This window comes from Halosimplex amylolyticum (assembly GCF_051414035.1).
Classification (GTDB): Archaea; Halobacteriota; Halobacteria; order Halobacteriales; family Haloarculaceae; genus Halosimplex; species Halosimplex amylolyticum.
In genome coordinates this window covers 1,830,082-1,854,956 of sequence record NZ_JBLKNW010000001.1, presented here as the reverse complement: position 1 = coordinate 1,854,956, position 24,875 = coordinate 1,830,082, and the positions used below count along the sequence as shown (strand labels likewise).

The following is a 24,875-nucleotide window of genomic DNA, read 5'->3' as shown; positions in this document are numbered from 1 at the left end:
AACCCCAGAACACGTCGCCGAGAACCGGGTGGGGACTGGGTTCGACGACTCGGCGAGGCTCGTTCCAGTTTGACCTGCCGACCGTCGGGGGAATGCCTGCTCGACGGTCAGTCGGATCCCCAGTCGGAAATCCCCAGCACCGAGTCGCAGTCGGGACAGGTCCACACCTTCGGCGTGTTCGCTGCCGGGGCCTTCTCGAGCCGGTTCGCCCAGTCCGAAATGTCTGAATCGCAGTGCGGGCAGATGGCCATGACAGATGATAGCACGAAACCGCACTTATGATTTTGGCTTGAAAAGACGCCGGAGTGTCGCTGCCGGGGATCTGACCTGCTGTGCCGGTCCGTCCCGAACTTGCGCGGGTTCGACTCCGACTCCCCGAGAGAGAACACCCGCTCGATCCTAACCATCCACTGGTTCGGAGCCGATGGAAATCGTCGCTCGGTCTCCCTCAACGGGGGCTCTGCGTTACTTCTCCTCGAGCATCTCCGTCGTCCCGGGTTCAACGGGAATCCCGATCTGCCGACCGACCCCGAACGCCGCATCCTGATACAGTCCACGGACGTGCTCGCCGGGGTCGTACAGGAACGTGAAGATCAGACTTCCTCCGTAGCAAGCGGTGTTGGAGAACGCGAGATCGCCGTAGACGTGTTGCTCTCTGTCGTCGGGGTGCTCCGGCAGGTCGACCATCACGGCGATGGTTTCGAGCACGTCCTTCTCCAGGGCTTCGTAGTCCTCGCCCAGCGCCCCGAGCGTCGAGAGTGGGTTCCCCTGCGCGTGGTGGACGCAATCGACTACGTCGTCGGTCACCAGCGTCACCTCGTCCGGATGCTCCACGAATAGTTCGAACCCGAGCGTGCCGTCGACGTAGTAGGTGATGTTGAACTGCGTCACTGCGAACGGGAGTCCGTCGGTGATCTCTACGAGCTCGCCGTCCGCGTCCTTGGTGGCCAACAGCATCCGGAGTGCCCCCTGTATCTGCTGCTGGGTATCTTCCGACAGTACTCGGTCTCCCGACCACGATTCTCCCAGTTCTACCTGTCTGTTGGTCGCCATCGCTATCGAAGCCACGACGGGGTACTGAAAAGAGGCCAGCCTAGTGCGGAGTGGAAGTGAAAGTGGAATATTCCGTTCTCGGTTGCGAACACGATGTCTGAATTCTCTCCCTTGGGTCATCGAGACGGCTTTCAATCGAAGAGATCTGCTAACCTCATCGCCAATCGCGCCAGAGATGCTCGTTCCGAGGCCAAATCTCAGCTGAGTATGCCCGAAGGCGGATCTCGCTCGTGTGCATATCGCGGCGAGCGTTCCTCTCGACGTGCGACCACACGCACGAACGTCAAAGAGGTCCACCTAGCGAGATCATCGGACAATTCACGGCGATGTCGGAGCAGTAATACCTAGCTGGGTGCGATTGAACCAGAAGAGACGTCCGAAAGCGGACTGAGAACCGGACACTACTTTCAGCCCCCGACAGAACGAATTTTCCGTTCACTGCAGCCTGCGTATCTTGCAACGTATTCCGTCCTGGATATTCGGTTGGTGGTAAAACCGCTATTAATTTCACCTGTAGTGAACTTAGATAACGGTCATGATGCGAGTAGATCGTCCGATAGATGAGACTGAACGCCTCGTCACAGATGCGATGCGTGCCGCCGGTATCCCGGATCGGAAGATCGGACGCGACGCCCGCGGGCGGATTGAGGGCGTAAAGACGGCGATCTCGGCGACTGGAACCGTCCTGGCTGACATTGCGACATTGCCCGAACGGAACGACAGTTGCTACGTCTGCATCGTTGGTCGGTACAATTCGCGGTCACAGATCCCCTCCCTGCTGGGACGGCAGTCACCGAAGGTAACCCAGGAAGTGAGATCTATCCTACGCGGGAAAGCCGGGGATGATCTTACAGTTCTGTAGTGGTGGAGCTGTCATACTATCTGCCGCTCCCTCGAGGCCTCTTAGATACTGTCGTTGCTAGAACTGCCTGTGCGAGATGTACCCTCTGTACTGGGCAGATCTGATTCTAGGGGAAGAACCGGACACTACTTTCAGCGGACTACCTGCTGAATTTCCTGTTCAGTCCGTCTGTGAATTGACCGGTGAACTATCCCAAGGAGTGCTGAAAGTAGCTACTCAGGAGCATCATCAGTCCAAAGCCTCCGAAGCTCATAATCGCGAGAAACGCTTGTCCGCCGCCCATAGCTCTCGGCGACGTACCGCTCGGCAAACGCGCCCTGGCGCTCGTTCGGGTAGCGGCGGGTAGTCATCGCTTCACTCCGTCACCGTCCGTCGCGGCGTCGGTCGCCCGGATCTCCGCGGGCGCGACACCCAGCCGCTTGGCGAGCCACGCCACGAACACCCGCGAGACCGCAACGGCGTCCGTCGCGGCCAGCCCGACCGCGGCGACGACCACCTCGAATCCACCGGAACAATATGCGACAGCCGGACTCCTCACTACGCCCGTCGTCTCGCCGTCGCAAAATGGGTTCGGGCGGATTGTGAACCGAAGGAAGACGTGCTCACTCCGTTGCGCGCGCCTTCCAGGGTTCAAATCGCCCTCACGAACGGTCCTGTCGCTCACGGATTGTTCGCGACAGGTCAGTGGGTTCGGGCGGATTTGAACCACCGATCTCGGCCTTGTAAAGGCCGCGTCATAACCAACTAGACCACGAACCCTCGCCCGAACGTTTCCACCGCCTCGGAATAACGCTTTCTCTCTCGGTCGAACCCGTACGCTTACGCCGGGGCCGTTCCTGGCCTACTGCATGGTCGACAGCCGCATCGTCTGGGGGTTCGCGGTCTTTCTGCTCTTCTTCCTCGGGGGCGTCTACGTCAGCCAGTCGGGGCTGATCTATCAGATAAACCCGCCAGATCCCGACGGCTACGAGCGAGTCACCGTCACCGCGTACGACGAGAACGGGACGGAACTCGCGACGGTCGAGGTGCGCGTCGCCGACACGCGGGCGAAGCGCTATCTCGGGCTCAGCAACACCTCGGCGCTCGCGATGGACGAGGGGATGCTGTTCGTCCACGCGGAGGAGGGCACCCACGGCTACGTCATGCGGGACATGGCGTTCCCGCTGGACATCGTCTTCGTCGGCGCGGACGAGCGGGTGAACGAGATACATCACGCGGGCGTGCCCGAGGAGAGTCCGGAGACGGCCTACCGGGGGGAAGCCCGGTGGGTGCTGGAAGTCCCGCGCGGGTGGGCGAACGAGACGGGCGTCGACGCTGGCGACCGGATCGCGATTCCGCCCGCGGCGCACAACGTCAGCGGCTGATCGCGATCGGGAATGGTCCTCCGCGCAGGCGAGCTTCAGGTTTCGGTACGGGAACGTTTCGCAGGGCTTCGGTGCCCTTTTGCGGGTCGACACCTTGAGCGTAGTCGATGAGTGTAGACCTCGACGAGGAGGAGGTCTTCGAGGACGTCCGCGAGCGCGTGGACGACCCGATGCGTCGCCTGTTCGCCGAATACGGTCGCGAGAACGCGTTTCAGTTCGTGGTCGGATTCATCAGCAGTATCGGCGCACGTGTCTTAGACCTGGTCCCTCCGCTGCTTCTGAGCATCGCCGTCGACGCGATCTTTCTCGACAACAAGCCGTACAGCCTGTGGCTGGTCCCCGACGCGTGGCTCCCGTCGGATCGGGGGGCCCAGTTGTGGTTGACAGTGGGCATCATCGCAGGGGCCTTCATCGTCGGCGCCGCCTTCCACTGGACGCGCAACTGGGGCTGGAATTCGTTCGCCCAGAACATCCAGCACGACGTCCGAACCGACACGTACGACAAGATGCAGCGGCTGAACATGGAGTTCTTCGCCGACAAGCAGACTGGAGAACTGATGTCCATCCTGTCGAACGACGTCAACCGGCTGGAGCGGTTCCTCAACGACGGGATGAACTCCTTCTTCCGGCTGTCGATCATGGTGATCGCGATCGCGGTCATCCTCCTGTACACGAACTGGCAGCTGGCGCTGGTGGCGCTGGGCGTCGTACCGCTGATCGCCATCTTCACGAAGAAGTTCATCGACGTGATCCAGCCGAAGTACGCCGAGGTCCGCTCGTCGGTCGGCCAGCTCAACTCCCGGTTGGAGAACAATCTCGGCGGCATCCAGGTGATCAAGGCGGCCAACACGGAGAGCTTCGAGTCCGACCGCGTCGACGACGTGAGCGAGGACTACTTCGACGCCAACTGGGACGCCATCGACACGCGGATCAAGTTCTTCCCCGGCCTGCGCCTGCTCTCGGGAATCGGTTTCGTCGTCACGTTCGTCATCGGCGGCCTCTGGGTGATCGGCGAACCGCTCGGGCCGCTCTCCGGCGAACTCGAGGCGGGTGAGTTCGTCCTGTTCATCCTGCTGACCCAGCGGTTCATCTGGCCCATGGCGCAATTCGGACAGATCATCAACATGTATCAGCGCGCCCACGCGTCCAGCGAGCGCATCTTCGGGCTGATGGACACGCCGAGTCGCATCCGCGAGGAGCCCGACGCGGACCCGCTCGTCGTCGGCGAGGGCAACGTCGAGTTCGACGACGTCTCCTTCGGCTACGACGACAGCGAGAACATCGTCGAGGACATCACCTTCGACGTGGACGGCGGCGACACCGTCGCGCTCGTGGGGCCGACCGGCGCCGGCAAGTCGACGGTGATGAAGCTCCTGCTCCGGATGTACGACGTCGACGAGGGCGCCATCCGCATCGACGGCACGGACCTGCGCGAGGCGACCATTCCGAGCCTGCGACAGGCGCTGGGCTACGTCAGCCAGGAGACGTTCCTCTTCTACGGGACGGTCCAGGAGAACATCGAGTACGGGACCTTCGGGGCCGAGACAGCCGATGTCGTCGAGGCGGCGAAGATGGCCGAAGCCCACCAGTTCATCCAGAACCTCCCCGAGGGCTACGACACGAAGGTCGGCGAGCGCGGCGTGAAACTCTCCGGGGGGCAGCGCCAGCGCATCGCGCTCGCGCGGGCCATCCTCAAGGACCCGGACATCCTCGTCCTCGACGAGGCGACCTCGGACGTCGACACGGAGACGGAGATGCTGATCCAGCGCTCGCTTGACAAACTGACCGCGGACCGGACGACGTTCGCTATCGCCCACCGCCTCTCGACCATCAAGGACGCCGACAAGATCGTCGTCCTCGAAGACGGGAAGATTGTCGAGCGCGGGTCGCACGATGACCTCCTGGAGGCGGACGGCCTGTACGCCAAACTCTGGGCCGTACAGGCCGGGGAGATCGACGAACTCCCCGAGGAGTTCGTCGAGCGAGCGGCGCGACGCCGAGCGCAGACCGAAGCGACCGACGACGACTGACCGGGCCCGTTCGGTGCGAGCGGGCAAGCCCGGGCGGGATCCGCCGACAGTGGGGTCGGGTACCACGCCACGCTCTGCGGTGCAGGCGGGAAGCTTTTTGCGTCCGGGCGTGAGACCCTCGGACATGAAAGTCCTCCTGGGCATGGGCGGGAGCCCGGACGGGTTCGACGCGCTGGAGGAGACGCTGGCTCGCGCCAGCGAGGCCGGAGACGACCTCACGGTCGCCGTGCTCGACACGTCCGAAGACTACGACGTCGACGACGTCGAATCGCGCATCCGCGACCGTATCGCCGACGCCGGCGTCGACGCCGACGTCCACCAGCTCTCGGGCCATCCCGGGAGCGAACTCTCGGAGTTGGCCGCGCGGGAGGGGTTCGACCGCATCGTCATCGGGGGCGGCCAGCGCAGCCCCATGGGAAAGATCGAACTCGGTGAAGTCGCCGAGTTCGTCCTCTTGAACGCCGACAGAACGGTGACTCTCGTTCGATGACCGGACGCACGTACCCCGACGAGCCGGTCGACTCGTTCCCGGAGCCGCCGCTCTCGTTCACGGACGGCGACGGACGGGAGATCCGGATCGAGGGCAGCGGGATCGACGACTTCGAGGCGCTCGTTGAGATGTACGACGCGTTCGATCCCGCCGACCGCGCACAGGGGATCCCGCCCGTCAAGGAGGAGGCCATCCGTGACTGGCTGGACACGCTGCTCTCCGAGGAGTCGCTGAACGTCGTCGCCGTCCACGACGGCGCGCCGATCGGCCACGCTATCCTCGTTCCCGACCGCGAGGACTCGTTCGAACTCGCCGTGTTCGTCCTCGGCGACTACCAGAGCGCGGGCATCGGGACGAAGCTCCTGGAGTCGCTGCTGGGTCACGGCCAGGCCGAGGGCGTCGAGCAGGTGTGGCTCACCGTCGAGCGCTGGAACGAGCCGGCCATCGCGCTCTACGAGAAACTCGGTTTCGAGACGAGCAACGCCGAGAGCTTCGAGCTAGAGATGTCGATCCGCCTGGGCTGAGCGGGCGGTCGCCGGCACGGTCCGACCGTTCCGCCATTTTGACGCCGACCGATTCCGAACGGTGGTCTCTCAGACGGAGAGGACCGGTTGGCTGGCGTATTCGACGACGTACTGTGCCGATTTGCCGAGCGTCTCGTCCGGTTCGGTCCCGTGCTCGCGAGGGACGACGATGAAGTCGACGGCCAACTCCTCGGCCACGTCGAGGATGGCGCTGCCGGGGTGCTGGCGGAGTCGCGAGCGGGAGAACCCGACGACCGTCGAGTGGGTGATAGACACGTCGTCGGCGAGTTCGTTCGTCTCGTCGGCGAAGGTCACCTGCTCGTCCGCGACCGTCTCGGCGTCGACGTCGCCGGTCTCTATCCCGCGTTTGACCGGTTCGTCGATCACGTGCAGGACGTGGACAGCGGCGTCGTACCGCTCGGCGATCGCGAGCCCGTAGTCGACGGCCCGCTCGGCCTGGTCGGTGGCGTCGACGGGCACGAGGACCTGCTCGATGTCGAGACTCATTGTCAACAGGTCTGTCAGGCGAGGGCAAAAAGTCACCGAGGTTCGCCTGCCCGGTCGGCCGCCCCGGAAAGCCGCTCTCCGCCCACGGCCCGCTCCGGAAAGCCGCTCTCCGCCCACGGCACGCCCCGGAAAGCAGGTAACGGCGCGCTGGCGGACGACGGGACGGTGCCGTCTCGCGTGGTTTATAGGCCTGGGCCGGGATATGCCGACCATGTTCGACACGGTGGTCATCGCGACGGACGGCTCCGAGAGCGCGTCGCGCGCCGTCGACGTCGCGCTGGACGTCGCAACGAAGTTCGACGCGGACGTCCACGCGCTCTACGTGGTCGACCGGGGAGACGTGGCGGCCTCGCCCGACGAGTTGCGGAAGGACCTGGTCGACGCGCTCGAATCGGCCGCCGAGGACGCGCTCGAGGACGTGAGCGAGCGCTCGGGCCGGTCGGTCACCACCGCCGTCCGGAACGGTCGCCCCGGCGCCGAGATCACCCAGTACGTCACGGAGGTCGACGCCGACGTCGTCGCGCTCGGGACGCGCGGGCGCCACGGCGACCACGGGTTCGTGCTCGGAAGCGTGGCCGAGGCCGTCGTCCGCCGCTGCGACCGTCCCGTGCTGACCGTCCGCCAGCTCGACGCGGCAGAGACCGAAGCACAGTCCGTCTGAACGGGACCGGTCGATCAGCCGTCGCCCCGTCGCGCTTCGGAGTCCCCCTCGCTGATTCTCGCGTAACCGGGGCCTTCATTGCCTCGCGGGCGCTCCGCCCCGTATGGACGACTGGATCATCGACGGCGACCGACTCCCGCTCGAACGGAAGTCGGTGCTGCCGGGCGAGGGATTCTTCTACCCGGATTCGCTGCAGGAGACCAAAAAGGAAAGTGAGGCGGTCGACGCGCTGTCGGGCGCGGAGACGGTCGTCGTCGCCGACACCGACGCGGACGGACTGGGCTGTGTCGCCCTGGTCCGCGAGGTCCACGGCGACGACGCGGCCATGGTCCCCTCGGGCCCGCACGAACTCCGCCAGAGCATCGAGTGGGCCGTCGAGTACGCCGCCGACGACGCGACGGTCTTCATCTGCGACCTCTGTCCCGACAGCCCCGACGACGTCGAGGGCCTCGACGCGCTGGCCGAGCGGACGACCGTCCGCTGGTTCGACCACCACCAGTGGGACGACGACCTCGCCGCGGCCGTCGAGGAGGCGGGCGTCGACCTCACCGTCGGCGACTCCGAGGAGGTCTGCACGACCGACGTGGCTCTCGCCGAACTCGACGCCGACTTCCCGGCGAAGTTCGAGGACCTCGCGAGGGTCACGCGCGACCACGACCTGTGGATCAAAGAAGACGAGCGCAGCGACGACCTGGCCGACTACGCGATGTGGGCCGAACCGGAGGAGTACGTCCGGGTGATCCGCCGCTACGGCGTCGACTTCCCGCCGGAGGTCGAGGAGTACCTCGCCGACGAGCGCGTCGAGAAAGAGGCCCTCATCGAGAAGGCCGTCGAGCGCGCGGAACTGCGCGAGGTCGGCGAGTGGACAGTCGGCGTCACGTACGGTCGCTGTTCGCAGAACGAGGTCGCAGAGGCGCTCCGCCAGCAGGGCGCCGACGCCTCGGTCATCGTCAAACCCGCCGGCAGTGCCTCGATCCGGGGCTCCGAGGGCTTCGAGCGCGCCCACGAGGTCGCCGAGCAGGTCAGCGGCGGCGGCCACCCCCGCGCCGCGGGCTGCAAGCCCCACATCTACGACGACATGCTCGACTACGCCCACCACTGGACGACCCGCGGCGCCGTCGCGAAACAGGCCATCCTCGACGCGTTCCGCGCGCTCCCGCCGGAAGAGCCCGAGGAAGGCGTCGACACCGAGCGATAGCGGGGCGACCCGGGCGCGGTCGAGCCGGTCACAGCAGCGCTTCGACGTTCTCGCGCAGTTGCGCGGCTCGCGCTTCCTTGGTCGACTCGTCCGCGCCGGCCCACCAGTACCCGAACCACTGCAACTCGCAGATCCAGGTGACCGACTGGTAGAACCGCTGTCGGCGCTCGAAGGCCTCGTCGCGGTCGAAGGCGACGCCGCCCTCGCGCTCGTAGGCGTCGAAGAGCGTCTCGCGGACCCGTTCACGGACCGGCGAGTCGAGCGGCGCCTGTTTCGAAAACTCGCGGACGACCCACGCGAGTTCGTAGCGCCGGTCGCCCGCCTGCGAGGCACCCCAGTCGAGGATCGCCGTCACCTCGCCGGTGTCGGGGTCCGCGAGCAGGTTTCCGGGGCGGTAGTCACCGTGTAGTAGGACGGGTTCGGCGTCGAAGGTGAGATTATCCAGACGATCGTCGACGTACACCCGCAAATCCCCTTCGAGGTCCGCGAATCGCGTCCCGTCGAGGTCGTCGAGCGCGAACGCGACGATGTCCCGGAGTCGGTCGACCCAGTCGTCGCGTCCTCCCTGGACCACCGGCTCGTCCGGCCCAGGGCCGTCGTTGGGGTCGGCAGAACCGGTTACGAGGTCTCCGAACTCCTCGAACGTCCGCAGGTCGTGGATTCTGGCGAGATATCGTCCCGACTCGCGGACGAGTCGGTCCACGACTGCCTGATTGTCGCCGACGGGGACGCCGGAGACCGACTCGCCGGGCAGGCGCTCCATCAGGAAGGCGGGCGCCGGGAGTTCGTCGTGGGATTCGCAGACGCCGTACACTTCGGGGACGGGGAGGTCGGTCTCGCGCCCGGCGAGTTCGAGGAGGTCGACCTCGACGAGAAACCGCTCGTGGGTCCGGAAGGAGAGCGCGTCGGACGTGCGGAAGCACTTGAGCACGGCCTCGCGTTCGGACTGGGTAGATTCTCCGCTGCCGGTCGCCACCGTGACGCCGTAGACGATGTCGCTCCCCTCGGGCATGGGCTCGGCGTCGAGCAGTCGCCAGTCGGGCCGAACCGCCGAGACGATGGCCGCGAGCGTGTCGCGCGACAGCGGGTCGTCGGGCCCGAAACTCGGATAGCTCATCGTCGGCCGCCCGTCGTTACCGCTCGCCGGCGAGCCACTTCTGGGAGTACGGGGTCCCGCAGGCGCACTGGACGTAGGCGTGGATCACGTCGCCCTCGGCGTAGATGCCGTCGACCTCCTCGTTCTGTTCCTCGGCGAAGGCGAAGACGAACCGGGCGACGTGGGGGCCCTCGGTCTCGTCGGTGTCGGGGCACGTGCCGCCCGTGCAGTCGGGGTCGACGGTACCCTCGTTGGCCATCGCCTGCTTCGCGAACGCCATCGGGTCGGTGTCGGTGGCGCGCTGGAAGGCACTGCGGCCGCTGTCGCCCTCGACGACGAGGACGACGCCGTCGTCGACCCGTTCGCCGTGGCCGGCCAGCGCGTCGATACCGGACACCGCGTGGTCGGCGAAGTACATGAACACGTCTTCCGGCCGGTCACCGGCCAGGAACTCCTCGCGGTCGCTCATGCCCACAGAGAGTCGGTCCCCGGTGAAAAAGGGCACGTCATCTGTTTCGCCGTGTCGCGTGCCGGCCCCACCAGAACCTGCCTCGTCGGTTCGTGACGCCGCCACCCGGCGGGACGCGCTCAAACAGGGCGGTGTGCTAATAAATGCCATGATATCGCAGGGGGAATCGTGACACGACTCCGCCGTGAACTCCACGTAAAGGGATGCAGAGAGCGTCCACAGAAGACCGTTCGCTCGAAGACTACGAGTCGTATATCGACGACCAGCAACGCCGGGCGATCCACGAGCACGCCGATTCGCTCTCGGACCTGCGGGTGGCCCACGTCAACTCGACGGCGAGTGGTGGTGGGGTTGCGGAGATCCTCCGTGCACTCGTGCCGCTCTCGAACGACGTCGGGGTCGACACCGACTGGCTCGTCATGGACGCCCCGGACGAGTTCTTCGACGTCACGAAAGCCGTCCACAACGGCCTCCAGGGCGACGAGATCGAGTTCACGGACGCCATGCGCGACACGTATCGGCGTGTGACGGAGAAAAACGTCGCCGCCCTCGACGGCAGCTACGACGGTATCGTGCTTCACGACCCCCAGTCGCTTGGGATGGCCAGTACACTGGCCACGCGATCTCCCGAGACGACGCTCGTCTGGCGCTGTCACATCGATCTGACAGCGGCGAACCCGGCGTTTCTCGCGTTCGTCCGGTCGAATCTCGACCCGATCGATCGCGTGATATTCAGTCGTACGGCGTACGGCCGGGAGATAACGGGCATCGAGAAGGGCGTCATTCACCCGGCTATCGACCCACTGACCCCGAAGAACCGCCCGCTCAGTGCGCTCTCCGACGGGGGAACCGAGGCCTCCGACCTCGAAGAGTATCCGTTCGACCCGAATCGGCCGCTTCTCGTGCAGGTCTCGCGGTTCGACCCCTGGAAGGACCCGTTGGGAGTGGTCGAGGCGTATCGGGCGGTCGAGCGGTCGATCCCGGGCGTCCAACTCGTGCTCGCGGGTGCGATGCCCGACGACGACCCAGAAGGGATCGAGATATATCGAGAGGTCGCGGCCGAAACGGCCGACGATCCGGACATCCACCTCTTGACGGACCTCCCCGACGCGGGCATCAACGCTATTCAGCGAGGCGCCGACGTCGTCCTCCAGAAGTCGTTACGCGAGGGATTCGCGCTCACCGTCTCGGAAGCGCTCTGGAAAGAGACGCCCGTCGTCGGAACTGACGTCGGGGGTATCCCGCTCCAGGTCGAGGACGGGGCGAACGGATACCTCGTCGAGCCGAGAGATCTGACCACAGTGGCAGACCGCCTGGCGTTGCTGCTCGAGAACGACGAACAGAGACGCCGGTTCGGTGAACGTGGCCGCGAGACGGTGCGAGAGCGATTTCTGATTCCTCGATTGGTTCGCGATCATCTGACGTTGCTTTCAGACGTCGGGACAGAGTTCCCACGGCGAGAGTAGCGTCGCACGGCTCACCTCGCACCTACTCGCTGAGGCCGACCAGTGACGACCCGCCGAGCAGATTGAGAACGACGAGCGCGCCCGAGGCCACAGCGACGAGGACCACGGCGACCGGGACGGCCGCGTCGAGGCCGCGACCCTGGAAGGTCGCCCAGATCTGGACCGGGAGCGTCCGGGGGTAGTACGCGAGCATGAGCGTCGCGCCGAACTCGCCGGCCGCGCGGGCGAACGCCAGCGTCGCGCCGGCGAGGACCCCCCGTCTGGCGAGCGGGAGCGTTACCCGGCGGACGGTCCGCCAGCGCGAGACGCCCTCGGTCCAGGCGACCTCTTCGAGGCGGCGGTCGACGCGCTCGAACGCGCTCCGTGCCGAGAGGACGACGAACGGCGAGGCGACGAACGTCTGCGCGAGGACGACGCCGGCGAGCGTCCCGTCGACCGAGAGGCCGACGCCGCCGAGTCCGTTCGACCCGAACACGCTCAACAGCACCATCCCGCTGACGACCGGCGGCAGGACCAGCGGGAAGGCGACGACGGCGGTCACGAGCGTCTGCCCGCGGAACTCGGTACGGGCGAGCCAGTACGCGAGCGGGAGACCGAACCCGAGCGCGAGCGCCGTGCTCGCGCTCGCCGAGACGAGCGTGTTCCGCGCCGCGTCGACGACGAACGGCTCGCTCAGGGAGTCGAGGACGCTCGCCGGCGGTCGGGCGACGAGCAGCCACGCGATGGGGAGCGCGTAGAGGGCGAGGAGCGCCGCGCCGACCAGCGGGGCGGCCGTCTCCCAGCCGGGGCGGTCACGGGCGGAGGCCACGCGGGACATCACCACTGTACTCGGGGTAGTTCTCGGGGCTGGCGAAGCCGTGGTCGGTGAGGTAGTCGCCGGCGACGAGGGCGTCGAACGCCTCCGTCACGCGGTCGTCGTCGCGCCGGGCGACCGCGCCGTACTCGACCGGTGCGCCGCGGACCGTCTCGCCGCTCGGCAGGTCGTATCGCACAGCCCCGTACTCGTCGGCGCGGTCGGGGTCGCCGAGGTCGACGGCGTCGGGGAGGTCGACGTAGTCGTAGCCGCGGTCGACGGCCATGCTCCGGTAGACGACCGCCGCGTCGAGGTCGCCGGTCTCGAACCTGGAGAGCAGGGATGTCTCGGGGTAGACCTGTCGCGGTTCGACGAGTGCCTCGCGCAAGTCGGGGCGGTCGTAGTACTCGCCCGCCAGGTCGAGCGCGAACAGCGTCCGGTAGCCCAGCGGGTCCAGATCCGGATCGGTCCGCCCGAGCGACGCCTCGCCGGCGAGGACCGGGTCGAACCAGCGGTCGGCCGCGCCGACGCGGCGGCCCGCGGCGGACTCGCCGTCGTAGGCCACCACGAGCGCGTTGGTCGCGAAGGTGGCGTGCCAGTCAGTCGCGAGCGGTCCGTCGAACAGCGCCGTATCGGCCAGGGCGACGATGTCGGGGTCGCGCCGCCCCTCGGCGACCAGTCGCGCGGCCGTGACCGACCCGTGGGCCTCGACCTGTATCGGCTCGTCGACCGACGTGCGGAGCCCCTCCGAGAACGCCAGCTGGAGGCTCCCCGCGGCGAGGACGGAGACCGGGTCACCGGACCCGTCGCCCGCGCCGGCGACGCTCCCGACGCTCCCGACGCATCCGCTGAGAGCGGCCGAGACGCCCGTCGCCCCCGTGGCACCGACCGCGCCCGCGCCACCGACGGCCCGGAGGAATCCACGTCGGGAGATCCCCGAGTCTCCGACGCCGGCGTGGAGCCGGTCGTTCTCCGGCCGTCCGTCCGGCCGTCGGCTCCCGGACCGTTGTGTCGGCATAGACATATCGACGTTGTGTCGGTCGAGACATAACGATTTTGGTCGCGCCGGTCGACGCTCGCGTATGGACGCGGGGTTCGAGGCGCACTTGCGGGTCGGCGAGGAGACCTTCGACAGGCGCGACGCGGCGCTGTTGCGCGCCGTCGCCGAGCACGGGTCGCTCAACGCGGCGGCGTCGGCGCTCGGCCGGTCGTACTCCCGCGCTCACGCTCGCATCGGCGACCTCGAAGACGCGGCAGGCCCGCTCGTCGAACGCGAGCGCGGTGGGAGCGAGGGCGGCGGGAGTCGACTAACCGACGACGCCCGGGAGTTGCTCGCCCAGTTCGAGCGGCTCCAGGCCGCGCTGGAGGGGACCGCAACCACCGAGCGGCTCGTGCTCGACGGCCGCGTCACCGAGCGCGACGGCGACCTGGCGACCGTCGAGACCGCGGCCGGGACCGTCCGGGCGCTCGCGCTGACCGACGCCGACAGCGTGCAGGTCTCCTTCCGCTCGGACGCGGTGACGCTCCACGATCCCGAGAGCGCGCCCGAAGGAGCGGAGACGAGCGCTCGCAACCGGTTCGTCGGCGAGGTCGTCGGCGTCGAGGACGGCGACGGGACCGCGCTCGTTCGCATCGACGTCGGCGCGTCCGACCCGCTCGCGGTCCGCGTGACGGAGACGAGTCTGGACGCACTGGGTTTGAAGCCCGGAAAACCGGTCGTCGCGTCGTTCAAGGCGACCGCGACGCGCGCGACGGCCGCGCCGGGCGTCGCCGACGAGGAGTAACGCTATCCCGGCGGTTCGATCAGAGCACTTTCTCCATCTCGACGTGGTCGATGCCGGCCTCCTCGAACACGTCGCTGGTCGTCTCGTAGTCGAGATTCCGGTAGAACGCCTTGACGTGGGTCTGGGCGTGCATGACGAGTCGGTCGATACCCTGATCCGCGGCCGTGGATTCGAGCGTCGCCATGAGTTCGCGGCCGATGCCCTCGCCGCGCCTGTCGGCGACGACGGCGACGCGCTCGACCTTGCCGACCCCCGGTTCGACCTCGCGGAGTCGGGCCGCCCCGACCGGTTCGTCGTCGTCGGTCGCGACGAAGTGGACAGCGTCGTCGTCCTCGCCGTCCATCTCGACGTCCTCGGGGACGCCCTGTTCCTCGATGAAGACCTCGCGCCGGACCGCGAGCGCGTTCTCGCGGTCCGCCGCGGACTCGGCGACGCGCACGTCGACACTCATGGCCGTACCGTCGTGCTCGGACGCCCCTGAGGATTTCGGTCCGCTCGGTGGCGTTTACGAGCCGTCGGGGCTGTAGTTGGGTGCCTCGTCCGTGATGACGACGTCGTGGGGGTGGCCCTCCTGCTGGCCCGCCTGCGAGACCTTCACGAACTCCGCGCGCTCTTTGAACTCGGGGATGGTCTCGGCGCCGACGTAGCCCATGCCCGACTTCATGCCACCGACGAGCTGGTGGAGTTCGCTCGCGAGCGTCCCCTTGTATGGGGTCGCCGCCTCGACGCCCTCGGGGATCATCTCGTCTTCCTCGTCCTCGTCGACGTCCTTGAGGTAGCGGTCGCCGCCACCCGACTGCATCGCGCCGACCGAGCCCATGCCGCGGTACTGCTTGTACTTCTTGCCGTTCATCGTGACGACGCGGCCGGGCGCCTCGTCGGTGCCGGCGAAGTACGAGCCGAGCATGACCGCGTCCGCGCCGGCCGCGATGGCCTTGATTGCGTCGCCGGAGTAGCGGATGCCGCCGTCGGCGATGACGGGCACGTCGTGCTGGCTCGCCACGTCGGCGACCTGGGCGACGGCGGTGATCTGGGGCATCCCGGCGCCGGTGACGACGCGAGTCGTACAGATGGAGCCGGGGCCGATGCCGACCTTGATGCCGTCGGCGAAGTCGACGACCTCCTCGGCGGCCTCCCGCGTGCCGACGTTGCCGACGACGACGTCGGCGTCGACAGACTCCTTGATCTCGCGGGCGCCCTCGATGACGTTGAGATTGTGCGCGTGAGCCGTGTCGATAAACAGGACGTCGGCGCCGGCCTCGTCGGCGGCCTCGGCGCGCTCGGCCTCGAACGGGCTGACGGCGACGCCCGCCCGGAGGGCACCGTCCTCGTCACGGGCGGCCGCGTCGTACTCGCGCCGCTGGAGGATGCCTTGCATCGTGATGAGCCCGATGAGACGGTCGCCGTCGTCGACGATGGGGACGCGCTCGATCTTGTGCTCGTACATGAGTTCGAGCGCTTCCCGGGGGGTGACGTCCTCGGGGGCGGTGATGACCTCGTCGGTCATCGCCTCGCGCACCTCGTCGGACTCGCCGACTTCGAGGTACGGGCGGATGTCGGTGCCCGAGATGATGCCCAGGACCTCGTCGTCGTCGCTGACGACGGGCGCGCCGGAGACGCCGGCGCGGGCCATCATCTCGTCGACCTCGCGCACCGTCTGGTCCGGCTCGGCCGTCACGACGTCGCGGATGATGAGCTCGTCGGCGCGCTTGACGCGCTCGATCTCGACGACCATCTCGTCGACGTCCATGTTCCGGTGCATGACGCCCAGGCCGCCCTCACGGGCCATCGCGATCGCCATCTCGCTCTCGGTGACGGTGTCCATCGCCGCCGTGAGCACCGGCACCTGCAACTGCACGTTCTTCGACACGTGTGTCGCCGTGTCCGCGTCGTCCGGTTCGACCCGACTCTCCTTGGGGCGGAGGAGCACGTCGTCGAACGTCAGCGCCTCCGGCACGCGGAGTTTCTCCGAGAAAGGTTCGGGATCGTTCGCCATGTAAACCGTCGCCGCCGACCGCCCAAAAACGTTGCGAGACCGTCGCTCCGTGCCAGCCCCTCCCGAGATCGCGAATCGGTGGTCACGCCGCCTTCTGGCCCCTCCGCGGCGCATGTGGCCGTCTCTCACGCAATTCTTATACTCGATAGGATAATAATGATAGATATGCACTCCGCCAGTCCCGCCGCTGCTGGCATCGGTCAGAAGACTGCCCGCGACGCCGCGAGCGTCGCGTTTACACCTTCTGCCGACTTCTTCAAACGGGACTTCGCGGAGAAACCGGCCTCGAATTTCGGCGCGAACCGGCGGCAGGACGCCGCCCGCCGGAGACCGCATCGAGGATCGGGACACCCCCTGGCCACGGGAGACGGCCACTGCTGAGTGCATGAGTAGCTCCCAGCACCCGGTCGCACTCACCGTCGAGCGGCAGGTCGGCGGTGCGACGACGCTCCTCGCGACCATCATGTGTCTCCCGCTGGTCGACGGCATCTTCCCCGCGCTCGTCCTCGCGGGCGCGCTCGACGACCCTATCGGCATCCTCGAAGTCGGTCTGCTCATCTTCGGCGGTAGCGCGACCGTCGCCGTCATCCTCGCCGAGATGGACGGCACCCGCCGCGAACAGGCGACGGCTATCCTCGCCGTCGGCGCGGTGTTGCTCCCCGTCGCCGCCGTCGAGGCTGCGCTCGCGCCGACCATCCGCGACATGCTCTCGATGGTCGTCTTCGAGCGCTTCGCCGGCCTCGTCATCCTCGCGGTCGCCGCCAAGACCGCGAGCGCCCGCATCGGCGAGTACCTCCCCCGGCCAGCGGTCATCATCGGCCTCGGACTCGTGGCGAGTTTCGAGCCCAGCGGCGTCGCGCTGACGGTGACGACCGACCTCGAACTGGTCGCGCGCGCCGTCGCCGCGGCCGGCGTCGGCGTCGCCTTCGCGCTCGCCGTCGCCCTGCTCGGCCCGCAGCTGCGAGCGGTAGTGGACATCGACCGCTTCCGCTTCGGCAGTGCGGTCGCCCTCGGCGTGCTCCCGCTGTCCATCTTCGGGTTGGTTCCGGGGGACGCTCCCCTGGCGCTCGCTGTGTTAGGTGTGACCGCGCTGTTCGCCTTCGACCCGTCCGGCGACCGCGAGTACGACGTCGTCCCGGACGAGGCATCCGGCGATGCCGCGGTCGCCGACGGTGGTGACCCCGAGCGCGTCGAAGACGATGATGAAGACAGCGAGGACGACGGCGACGAGTCCGTGCCCGGCCGCGTCTCCAACTACGTCACCGCCGACAACGAACGCGCGCCCTGGCTCTGAGTGTTCGAGTCCGGTTGCTATTTTGTTGGAATTATGGCTGCCGGTGAGAGCGAGGTGAGAGATTCACACAGAGATTGAGTCAACGGCATCGCGAACAGGTGAAAGCCCTCGCTCTCTCCGGTCGAGGGGCTCGCTGCGCGCTTCGGTCGCTTCGCTCCCTGCAGTGCTTACGTCGCCCGTCTTCCCGGAGAGAGCGACCCCTTTCATTCCCGCCCGATCCGGCTTGTCGATCCGTCTGTGTGGGTGGGAATGAAAGGGGCGCCCGATTCGACGAAGCACGGGGACGCAAGCACCGTGGTTCGAGAGAGCGAAGCTCTCTCGTCATCACGAAAGAGCGCTGCGCGCTCTTTCGAACGACAGGAAAGCGAGGAGCGCAGCGACCCGCGCGAGTCGAATCGGCCGGGGCTTTCACCCTGTTCGCGGTGCTGTGAGACTCGCTCTCTGGTGCAGTGCAGTCGCTGTCCGCGATGCTGTGCGCGTCCGCTCTCGTGGCGAACCAGAATCCGACACCAGCAACTCCTAGCAGCGAGTGGAAGGGCTTACGGACAGGCGCGGCTATGCAACGGTATGGCAGACAATCGCGTCGTGCAGGGGCGGATGGTCACGCCCAAGCGCCTGGCGGAACTCATCGAGGGCGAATCGGTCATGGACGCCGAGGCCATCGAGGACGCCGATCGAGAGTGCCCCGACTGCGGCGGCAACGTCCTGTCGGTCGGCTACATGCCCGGCGTCACGTCGTTCGTGACCGGGTACAAGTGCCAGGACTGCGACTGGGCGGAGATCGACGACGAGGACTGATCGGGGGAGACCGAAACCCCTTTAGTGGGATTGGGCATACCGAATGATGCAGGCGGGGTCGTGGCCAAGTCCGGCATGGCGACTGACTCCAGAGGCAACGGCGCCCGGGACGACACTCCAGCTGATATACTGAACGGGTCGGCTGATCACTGACCCTGTGATGACCCTCTGGAGTTCCGAGGCGCTACCGGAGATATCAGTCGATCGGGGGTTCAAATCCCTCCGACCCCATACTAACCTTTAATTTTTCTTTAGCTCAGGTTAGTGAGCGGCGCGTTTTCGGCGTTTCTGAAACGCCCCAAAATCATGCTCAAGAAGTTGATAACTCGGGGTGGTGGCCGTGATATTCGGCCCCCGAATCGAGTTCGATCCAGACCACTATCCGCGCATCCGAGTCTGGGATTCTGCGGCCGGTCACGACCGCTACCTCTACCTCCACCGGCTGACCGCGTACGCGCACGGCGAGATCGACGACCTCTGGACTGATCTGGAGGTCCACCACGAGGATCACGATCGTTGGAACAACCGGCCTGAAAACCTCGAAGCCCGCGAACCGGAGCCACACGCGGACTACCACCTGAACGGGGGTGCGCTCCCGTGACGGGAGATCGTCGAGGCGCACCTTCCCGTGAGGACTGGCCGTTCCCTCCCGACGAGTTCGTCCGGGCTTCGCGTCTCCTCCTGGAAGAGGCGACGGACGACGATGTTCGTCGAGCTGTCCAGCGCGTCGAGGACGGTGGTCAGTCGTGACCGACTGGGAAGCCTACCGGCAGTACCAGTGCCATCTCTGCAAGGACAACTGCATCAACCGGATCGGCGACCCGGTGACAGAGGCCAGAGAGTGCCGCACCTGTTATCAGGTAACTGCACCCGACGACCCTCCCGCCACAAGCGAGGACCCACAGCGGATGGCCCCCTCCCATGGGGGCCGAAGCGAGGACCCGCAGCGCACCGCGCGCCGTAGGCGCGCGAATCTTGATGCGGTGCGGTCGCGGGGCGGTCTCGACGACGACTGGCTCACTGTCGATTCTGACTCCCTGTAGATGGCGACTGAGGAACCAACCGACACCGGCGGCTCTCGGCAAACCAACTCGAAAGACTCTGTAACCCCGGCTCAACCCGGTAACCCGCCCGATTCTGAACGCGAGTTACCGACGACTGCTGAAAGGGTCTCAGAGTCCTACGCCAAGTACCCCGATCGGACCCAGTTGCCGCTGACCGAGCGCGACGGCGTTTCACTCCGCCGCGACTACACTCGCGAACACTACGAACCGTATCACAGCGAGGCGATTCGGGAGATCGACGATGACGTGACCGGCCAGCAACTGGTAGCCCGAACTCCCTACGACTGGGGCGAAGCCGTCGAAAAGATGCTCGAAGATCACGAGGACACCCGCCGGACGACGATTAATCTCGAAAAAGGACGCCCCAGCGACCCGGAATATGCTGAGTTCTCTATCGAGGCCGTCACTCGCTGGTTCGCCTCCTATCAGATGAAGTACTACGCTCAGATGGAAGGCTGGCTCCGTGAACTAACCGGCGGTGATCGTCCGTCTGGTGGTACGTCCACAGCTAACTTTGATGATCCGCATATCTGTCTCCTCACCCTGAGCGCGTCCTCGATGCCGGACGGCGAGCGAGTCGCGCCGGTCGATCACATCTCCGTCCGTCGGAGTAGCTGGAACAGTTGTTACGATACACTTCGGAATACAATGCGTTCTCTCGGATATGATTGGCAGTATGAACGCCGTTCAGAGCCGCATACGGGAAAACGCGGCGAGTACGGGATTAACCGCTGTTACGGCCACGACCACGTTGTCCTGGTCGTCGACGGCCCGGTCACGCCGAACGACCTTCGCCCGGTGATCGAGAAACACGTCGAAGAGTGTGAGTGGGCTGGTGCGGACGCCCACGATCTCGACATTCAGGATTGGGACGCGAACGCCGACGATGTGGGAACGGTCGAAATCAAGGAACCCGAGGAATTAGAGAGTACCGCCCAGTATATCGCAGATTACGCTTCCATCGACCCGCTCGACCTTCACGAACGCTCGGAAGAATACATCATGTGGGCCGCCGCAGTGACCGCGGCGAACGCGAAGACTCAGAGCCGGTCGGACGCTGCCGGTTGGGCGTCGACCGCCGACGCCTGCAAACAGCGGTACGAGTCCGACCAGTCTGACCAGTCCGTCGACCACGGCGAGAGCGTCGTTCGATCGTCGACTCGCGGTGTCGACCTCGAATGCGCGAAGTGCGGGAGTCCCCACGGGATCGACCAGGACCAGACGCTGACCGCTGCCCGAGTCGGCGACCAGTCGACCGCAACTGCCGACGGCGGCCTCGACCGCGAGGGTGAGCTGCGCGACCGGTGGCCGTCCGCTCGTGCTGCTGCAACCGTCGGACAGACTCCGTCGGAGAAACGCCAGCGGGAACAGATCGAGCAATACTTAGAACGCTACCCGGACGCGACACCGACCCAAATTATGGGTGCGCTCGGGTTACCGCCCGATGCTCGACGGCTGATCGAAGAGGTCGACTACGGTGTCGACCCATCCGAACCCGTCACGTTCGACCGCCCACCCGAGTGGCAGGTCAAGAGTGTCACCGTAGGCGAAGAGGAATATCCTGCATCAGCCGGTACAGGCGTTGAGATGGTAGAAACTATCGATCACATCGATAGACTGCTTCAAAATACGAAACTTGGGCACGAAGATTCTGACTCGATCTACTGGCGCTGCGACCGGACTGGTACGGCGATATGGGGTGGAGAATCGATGGCAGGGTATCTCTTGAAACTTGGCATTAAACACCCTGAAGTAGCTGATTCCGTGATTACTGCTGAACGGGTCCCAATACCAGACGGCAATGGTACTGTTTTTTCGGATTCAGTGTAGGTATAATTTTGAACTAGTTCGATATCCCAACCAGTAAGGTCTGCAGGATGTCGTACTGGTTTTACAACTAATTTGTTGACAACTATTGAAGTGCCTCAGGCGGTTTTGGAGATCGTTGGTATTCGTCAATAGTACCATTCACAATTGTACCCATTTCAAATATATCCTTTATTTCTTTAACATCTTTAATATTGAAATCAATTGTACACAAGTGGATTATCTGATCTGATCCATTGATATCGTCATAGATTAGAGTAAACCAAATTCGATGCATGGAAATATAAGTATCATCCACTACTTCTAAGAATTCTTTGAATGTGCCATTCTTATGCATTCCATCCATATCTGCACTTGGGTGTACAAAACTAAGTGTAACATCGGTGTAATATCTAGTATTCTCGCTGATTCCTGGTCCAATCATTGAGCGACCATCACTATTTACTAGAGGAGATCTAGGGGTTGACCTTAACCGTGGCACCCACATTGGATCATCCTCGTCCCATTCTTTGGGAGAGATACAAATCATTGTATTCAGATTCTTTATAGGACTGCCTCCAATATTCGCCATATCAAAATAGAGTCTGTTATCTTCTGTAGCACCCCACTCCCCAACTTCTAGCCAAGGTTTCTTATCCGCTTCATCCCATCTTATTTGCTGATTCATTAGTCTATTTTGCTCTCTCTGGATGTCAGTTTGGCGAGAGAGGACTGATTGCTGTTTGGAATATAGGTAAAGGAGTCCGGCAGTCATTATGACTGATATTACACTTCCTGCACTAGTGATCCACGGATATAGCCAGGATAGCGCGACAAGCAGCACTTCAACAATTAATGGAATGATGAGATAACTTATTAGAGCACCCCCTGTTGCAATTAAGAGTATCTTTACAATTTCCCTACTATTCCCTCTCTTTTCAATAATAGAATCATCCTGTATGTAGAAATATATTATTGCAGTTACTAATATAATGGGCGATATTCTCTTTACTAACGGAACCCACTTAGATAGCCATTGGATAGTAGATAGTAGGTGTCCTGATATTAAATTTGCGACAGTGTACCCGACAAGAGCTACTACTATTGCGATAAGCAGCCTAATAATCCTTCTCGGATTTTTTATATCCATTATTATGTTATTGACTTATGGAATCCGATCGTGGATTAAGCTTTATAAATGTTTGGCAGCGTTTGGGAGCGAATTATTCAACAAATGCCTTTAATCGATTAAGTCAATATATTTCTGTTTCCGTGCCTCAGCTGGTGAATTCTACTTTCACAAGGGTGGGGAGCCGCTTTTACTAGTAGAACTAGATGTTCCGAGTGTAGCATGGCTACCAACAACGAAACATCGTCGTTCGAGGACTTCCCTGAGCCGGAGACCTCGGACGACGATGGTGGTTCCGATTGGATCGACCTCGAACCCGGCGACGAAGTGACTGGCCGCATCACGGGCTTCAGCCCGAACGCCGGCCGGAACGGTGTCGTGGAGATCGACGGCCGACCCACGTACATCACCGCAAGCATCCGCCGTCAACTTATCGCCGAGCTGGTCGAGGGCTCGCAGATGGCCCTCCGCGTCTCGGAGGAAGAGGAATCCTTCGAGGACGACGACGGCGAGGAGGTGACCTACAACCCGAAGGAAGCGAGGTTCAAGCGATGAGCCACCGGCGGAAAGGCAGTGCGCTCGAAGCGTACAAGCAGCTGAACATCGGCACCGCGCTGGCGCTGATGCTGTTCGCTGTCGTCGGTCTGATCCAGACCGGCCTGATGCTCGACATCGTGGAGCTGCTGACCAAGTACAAGTTCCTGCCTCTCGCGGCGTCGTACGCTGCGTATGCCGTCGTGTTCGCATCCAGCGGGACGCGTAACCCGGCGAACTATCATCCTGTCGAGTGGGTGATAGTGACGCTGACCGCTGTCATCATGACGGCGAACGCGTTCATGGTCGAGGTACAGAGTGCTGTGCAGAGCCTCAACCCGTGGGCCAGTGTCATCATCATGGCGCTGATGGTGGTCACTGGTGCAATCTTCGGGAAGTGACAATGCGACGAGTTACTCAACGGATCGTCGCTGTCGCTGCTGTCCTGATGCTGGTGTCTGCCGCCTACGGTGCGGCGGTCCACACCGGCGCCATAGAGGAGGACGGACCCGTCGGAGAGGCCGAAGCGATCGCCTGCGGCGGCCTGTGCCTGGTCGGTGCCGGTACTGCTGTCGGCATAGCTGCCGGCGCCGGTATCGGTTACATGACGAGTGAATACTTCCACGACAGCGAAGTTAACAAGACGAAAATCGAGAGCTTGGCGAGCGAGGACAAGGAGATTAGTATCTACGAATCCGCTTCCTCTGAGCGTCAGAACGACGCGATTTACGCGGATTCGCTCGATAACTATCTCCAAGATACTCGCTCCATCGCGACGATGGAAGCCAAGAACACCTACATCAGGGAACTGAACAATCAGTCGTCCGAGGCTGTCGCTCGCTCTGAGGCGAAACAGACGGCTTCGGACTACTACGCCAAGAAACAGGCGCAACTGATTGCGCAGTGGAACACGTCTGCGATCCGATGGATGTCGTACAAAGAGACCATCATGAACGACTCGAACATCAACGCACACTTCGTTGAGTTCGAGTATGCGTCCGCTTCGGGTAGCATGGACGTTAGCATGACCAAGACGGTCGTCCGAACCGTGACGCTTGCGAACGGGACGGACATGAACGTGCTCGCGTTCCGTAACACTGCGGCAACCAGTAGCCCGGAGTTCGGTATCACTGAGAACGATGTGAACTACGACACTAGCAGTTACGAAATCAACTACGCGACTGTTAGTGCTCCTAACAGCAACTACGACAAAGCTGAGTTCATGAACGTCTCGCAGTACAACGAGCTTTGGGCTGAAATCGGTAACCAGAACAGCCAGATCCAGACCCGTGTTGATACATTCGTGGACAACACGTACTCGTCGTATCAGCGAGGGTCGATCACTACGGACGACCTGATTGATCCGTACCTCGCTGCTCGGGAGTATTCGCCCGAAGGCGAATACGGATCGTACACCCTGCGGTCGTTCGTCTCGATGGGCAAACAGCCGCCTGCGAACATGTCGGGCGTCGGGACGATGAAGATCGTCAACGAGGACACCGACGAGACGTACAACGGCCTGCTGATGTCCGACGGTCTCCCAGCTGGTGGAGAGTTCACTATCGGGACGCAGACGTACGATGCTGCTGACCTGGAAGGTCGGCAGTTCGTCGTCAACACGACCGACGGGACCACGACCACGCTGAACGGTAACTTCACGGTACAGAACGTGACGAAGCCGTCCGGCGAAAACCTGAATCAAACGTCAATCAAGTATCGCGAAATCAACTACACCCACACCAGTACCGACGAGTACCAGCAGACGATGGAAGACCTCCGAAAGACCACCGCTGAGTTAGAAGCTCGGCAGCAAAAGCTGCTCGACCAGGGCGGCGGCGTCGGCTTCCTCCCCGGTGGCTTCGGTGGTAGCACTGCGATAGCCGTGATCGCTACCGTGCTGCTGGCAGTGCTTCTCATCCCCGTGGTGTACCGCACGTAAACCTACCCCGTACCTCAC

The 24,875-nt window shown here is 64.0% G+C and carries 26 protein-coding genes and 2 tRNA genes; 17 read left to right on the top strand and 11 right to left on the bottom strand.

From position 1 onward, the window contains the following. Positions 1-465 precede the first annotated feature (465 nt). The 3 genes from ACMGFE_RS08830 to ACMGFE_RS08820 form a co-directional block, all read right to left on the bottom strand. The gene (locus ACMGFE_RS08830; RefSeq protein WP_436924781.1) at positions 466-1,053 is read right to left on the bottom strand and encodes a hypothetical protein; all 588 of its coding nucleotides are present in this window, start codon (positions 1,051-1,053) and stop codon (positions 466-468) included. A gap of 1,208 nt (positions 1,054-2,261) precedes the next feature. Then, positions 2,262-2,453: a hypothetical protein gene (locus tag ACMGFE_RS08825; protein WP_436924779.1), complete on the bottom strand. Its 192-nt coding sequence runs from the start codon at positions 2,451-2,453 to the stop codon at positions 2,262-2,264. 147 nt (positions 2,454-2,600) lie between these two features. After that, positions 2,601-2,674: transfer RNA gene (locus ACMGFE_RS08820), tRNA-Val, on the bottom strand. A gap of 89 nt (positions 2,675-2,763) precedes the next feature. On the opposite strand from ACMGFE_RS08820, the gene ACMGFE_RS08815 reads away from it, so the two are divergent. The 4 genes from ACMGFE_RS08815 (at position 2,764) to ACMGFE_RS08800 (ending at position 6,323) form a co-directional block, all read left to right on the top strand. Then, positions 2,764-3,279: a DUF192 domain-containing protein gene (locus ACMGFE_RS08815; RefSeq protein ID WP_436924778.1), complete on the top strand. Its 516-nt coding sequence runs from the start codon at positions 2,764-2,766 to the stop codon at positions 3,277-3,279. A gap of 107 nt (positions 3,280-3,386) precedes the next feature. Further along, the gene (locus tag ACMGFE_RS08810; RefSeq protein ID WP_436924777.1) at positions 3,387-5,309 is read left to right on the top strand and encodes an ABC transporter ATP-binding protein; all 1,923 of its coding nucleotides are present in this window, start codon (positions 3,387-3,389) and stop codon (positions 5,307-5,309) included. A 124-nt stretch (positions 5,310-5,433) separates the two neighbouring features. Continuing rightward, positions 5,434-5,799, top strand: coding sequence for a universal stress protein (locus tag ACMGFE_RS08805; RefSeq protein ID WP_436924775.1), 366 nt, complete (start codon positions 5,434-5,436; stop codon positions 5,797-5,799). Further along, positions 5,796-6,323, top strand: a complete 528-nt coding sequence (locus ACMGFE_RS08800) for a GNAT family N-acetyltransferase (RefSeq protein WP_436924773.1) — start codon at positions 5,796-5,798, stop codon at positions 6,321-6,323. Before ACMGFE_RS08805 ends, ACMGFE_RS08800 begins: the two co-directional genes overlap by 4 nt. Before the next feature lie 69 nt (positions 6,324-6,392). Here the strand turns inward: ACMGFE_RS08800 and ACMGFE_RS08795 are convergent, their stop codons facing one another. Continuing rightward, positions 6,393-6,830 carry a universal stress protein gene (locus ACMGFE_RS08795; RefSeq protein WP_436924771.1) on the bottom strand — a complete coding sequence of 146 codons (438 nt, stop codon included), beginning with the start codon at positions 6,828-6,830 and terminating at the stop codon, positions 6,393-6,395. A 211-nt stretch (positions 6,831-7,041) separates the two neighbouring features. On the opposite strand from ACMGFE_RS08795, the gene ACMGFE_RS08790 reads away from it, so the two are divergent. Together ACMGFE_RS08790 and ACMGFE_RS08785 are read left to right on the top strand one after the other, a co-directional pair. Then, the gene (locus tag ACMGFE_RS08790; protein WP_436924770.1) at positions 7,042-7,491 is read left to right on the top strand and encodes a universal stress protein; all 450 of its coding nucleotides are present in this window, start codon (positions 7,042-7,044) and stop codon (positions 7,489-7,491) included. A 103-nt stretch (positions 7,492-7,594) separates the two neighbouring features. Next, positions 7,595-8,689: a DHH family phosphoesterase gene (locus ACMGFE_RS08785; RefSeq protein WP_436924768.1), complete on the top strand. Its 1,095-nt coding sequence runs from the start codon at positions 7,595-7,597 to the stop codon at positions 8,687-8,689. A 28-nt stretch (positions 8,690-8,717) separates the two neighbouring features. Here the strand turns inward: ACMGFE_RS08785 and ACMGFE_RS08780 are convergent, their stop codons facing one another. Together ACMGFE_RS08780 and ACMGFE_RS08775 are read right to left on the bottom strand one after the other, a co-directional pair. Further along, positions 8,718-9,806, bottom strand: a complete 1,089-nt coding sequence (locus ACMGFE_RS08780; protein ID WP_436924767.1) for a phosphotransferase family protein — start codon at positions 9,804-9,806, stop codon at positions 8,718-8,720. Positions 9,807-9,822: 16 nt separating this feature from the next. Beyond that, the gene (locus tag ACMGFE_RS08775) at positions 9,823-10,254 is read right to left on the bottom strand and encodes a DUF5807 family protein (protein ID WP_436924765.1); all 432 of its coding nucleotides are present in this window, start codon (positions 10,252-10,254) and stop codon (positions 9,823-9,825) included. Between the two features lie 203 nt (positions 10,255-10,457). Here ACMGFE_RS08775 and ACMGFE_RS08770 point away from each other — a divergent pair, with 203 nt between their 5' ends. Beyond that, complete coding sequence (locus tag ACMGFE_RS08770; protein WP_436924763.1) at positions 10,458-11,720, top strand: glycosyltransferase; 1,263 nt, start codon at positions 10,458-10,460, stop codon at positions 11,718-11,720. A 22-nt stretch (positions 11,721-11,742) separates the two neighbouring features. On the opposite strand, the gene ACMGFE_RS08765 is transcribed toward ACMGFE_RS08770, so the two are convergent. Next, positions 11,743-12,537 carry a molybdate ABC transporter permease subunit gene (locus tag ACMGFE_RS08765; protein WP_436924761.1) on the bottom strand — a complete coding sequence of 265 codons (795 nt, stop codon included), beginning with the start codon at positions 12,535-12,537 and terminating at the stop codon, positions 11,743-11,745. Beyond that, positions 12,512-13,531: an extracellular solute-binding protein gene (locus tag ACMGFE_RS08760; protein ID WP_436924760.1), complete on the bottom strand. Its 1,020-nt coding sequence runs from the start codon at positions 13,529-13,531 to the stop codon at positions 12,512-12,514. Before ACMGFE_RS08760 ends, ACMGFE_RS08765 begins: the two co-directional genes overlap by 26 nt. Positions 13,532-13,595: 64 nt before the next feature. Here ACMGFE_RS08760 and ACMGFE_RS08755 point away from each other — a divergent pair, with 64 nt between their 5' ends. Next, entirely contained in the window at positions 13,596-14,297 is a 702-nt protein-coding gene (locus ACMGFE_RS08755; protein WP_436924759.1) for a molybdenum-dependent transcriptional regulator, read from the top strand. Between the two features lie 19 nt (positions 14,298-14,316). On the opposite strand, the gene ACMGFE_RS08750 is transcribed toward ACMGFE_RS08755, so the two are convergent. Both ACMGFE_RS08750 and guaB read right to left on the bottom strand, forming a co-directional pair. After that, positions 14,317-14,748: a GNAT family N-acetyltransferase gene (locus ACMGFE_RS08750; RefSeq protein ID WP_436924757.1), complete on the bottom strand. Its 432-nt coding sequence runs from the start codon at positions 14,746-14,748 to the stop codon at positions 14,317-14,319. Positions 14,749-14,802: 54 nt separating this feature from the next. Beyond that, positions 14,803-16,293 (bottom strand): IMP dehydrogenase, encoded by a 1,491-nt coding sequence (gene guaB / locus ACMGFE_RS08745; protein WP_436924755.1) that lies wholly within the window; start codon positions 16,291-16,293, stop codon positions 14,803-14,805. A 385-nt stretch (positions 16,294-16,678) separates the two neighbouring features. Between guaB and ACMGFE_RS08740 the strand changes: the two genes are divergently transcribed. The 6 genes from ACMGFE_RS08740 (at position 16,679) to ACMGFE_RS08715 (ending at position 21,279) form a co-directional block, all read left to right on the top strand. Beyond that, positions 16,679-17,587 carry a DUF5794 domain-containing protein gene (locus ACMGFE_RS08740; RefSeq protein WP_436924753.1) on the top strand — a complete coding sequence of 303 codons (909 nt, stop codon included), beginning with the start codon at positions 16,679-16,681 and terminating at the stop codon, positions 17,585-17,587. Between the two features lie 567 nt (positions 17,588-18,154). Next, the gene (locus ACMGFE_RS08735; protein WP_436924752.1) at positions 18,155-18,385 is read left to right on the top strand and encodes a DUF5795 family protein; all 231 of its coding nucleotides are present in this window, start codon (positions 18,155-18,157) and stop codon (positions 18,383-18,385) included. A gap of 54 nt (positions 18,386-18,439) precedes the next feature. Continuing rightward, positions 18,440-18,616, top strand: a tRNA-Trp gene (locus ACMGFE_RS08730). 109 nt (positions 18,617-18,725) lie between these two features. Beyond that, positions 18,726-18,986, top strand: a complete 261-nt coding sequence (locus tag ACMGFE_RS08725) for an HNH endonuclease (RefSeq protein ID WP_436924751.1) — start codon at positions 18,726-18,728, stop codon at positions 18,984-18,986. 145 nt (positions 18,987-19,131) lie between these two features. Then, positions 19,132-19,428 (top strand): hypothetical protein, encoded by a 297-nt coding sequence (locus ACMGFE_RS08720; protein WP_436924750.1) that lies wholly within the window; start codon positions 19,132-19,134, stop codon positions 19,426-19,428. Further along, positions 19,429-21,279 (top strand): hypothetical protein, encoded by a 1,851-nt coding sequence (locus ACMGFE_RS08715; protein WP_436924749.1) that lies wholly within the window; start codon positions 19,429-19,431, stop codon positions 21,277-21,279. It begins immediately after the preceding gene. Between the two features lie 82 nt (positions 21,280-21,361). On the opposite strand, the gene ACMGFE_RS08710 is transcribed toward ACMGFE_RS08715, so the two are convergent. Continuing rightward, positions 21,362-22,405: a hypothetical protein gene (locus tag ACMGFE_RS08710; RefSeq protein WP_436924748.1), complete on the bottom strand. Its 1,044-nt coding sequence runs from the start codon at positions 22,403-22,405 to the stop codon at positions 21,362-21,364. A gap of 201 nt (positions 22,406-22,606) precedes the next feature. Between ACMGFE_RS08710 and ACMGFE_RS08705 the strand changes: the two genes are divergently transcribed. Genes ACMGFE_RS08705 through ACMGFE_RS08695 form a run of 3 tightly spaced genes read left to right on the top strand, consistent with a single transcriptional unit; the run spans position 22,607 to position 24,857 of the window. Further along, positions 22,607-22,939 carry a hypothetical protein gene (locus ACMGFE_RS08705; protein ID WP_436924747.1) on the top strand — a complete coding sequence of 111 codons (333 nt, stop codon included), beginning with the start codon at positions 22,607-22,609 and terminating at the stop codon, positions 22,937-22,939. Beyond that, positions 22,936-23,319 carry a DUF8023 family protein gene (locus ACMGFE_RS08700; RefSeq protein WP_436924746.1) on the top strand — a complete coding sequence of 128 codons (384 nt, stop codon included), beginning with the start codon at positions 22,936-22,938 and terminating at the stop codon, positions 23,317-23,319. The genes ACMGFE_RS08705 and ACMGFE_RS08700 overlap by 4 nt, the downstream gene beginning before the upstream one ends. 2 nt (positions 23,320-23,321) lie before the next feature. Continuing rightward, the gene (locus ACMGFE_RS08695; protein WP_436924744.1) at positions 23,322-24,857 is read left to right on the top strand and encodes an Env/VP5 family phage fusion protein; all 1,536 of its coding nucleotides are present in this window, start codon (positions 23,322-23,324) and stop codon (positions 24,855-24,857) included. The last annotated feature ends 18 nt before the right edge of the window (positions 24,858-24,875 follow it).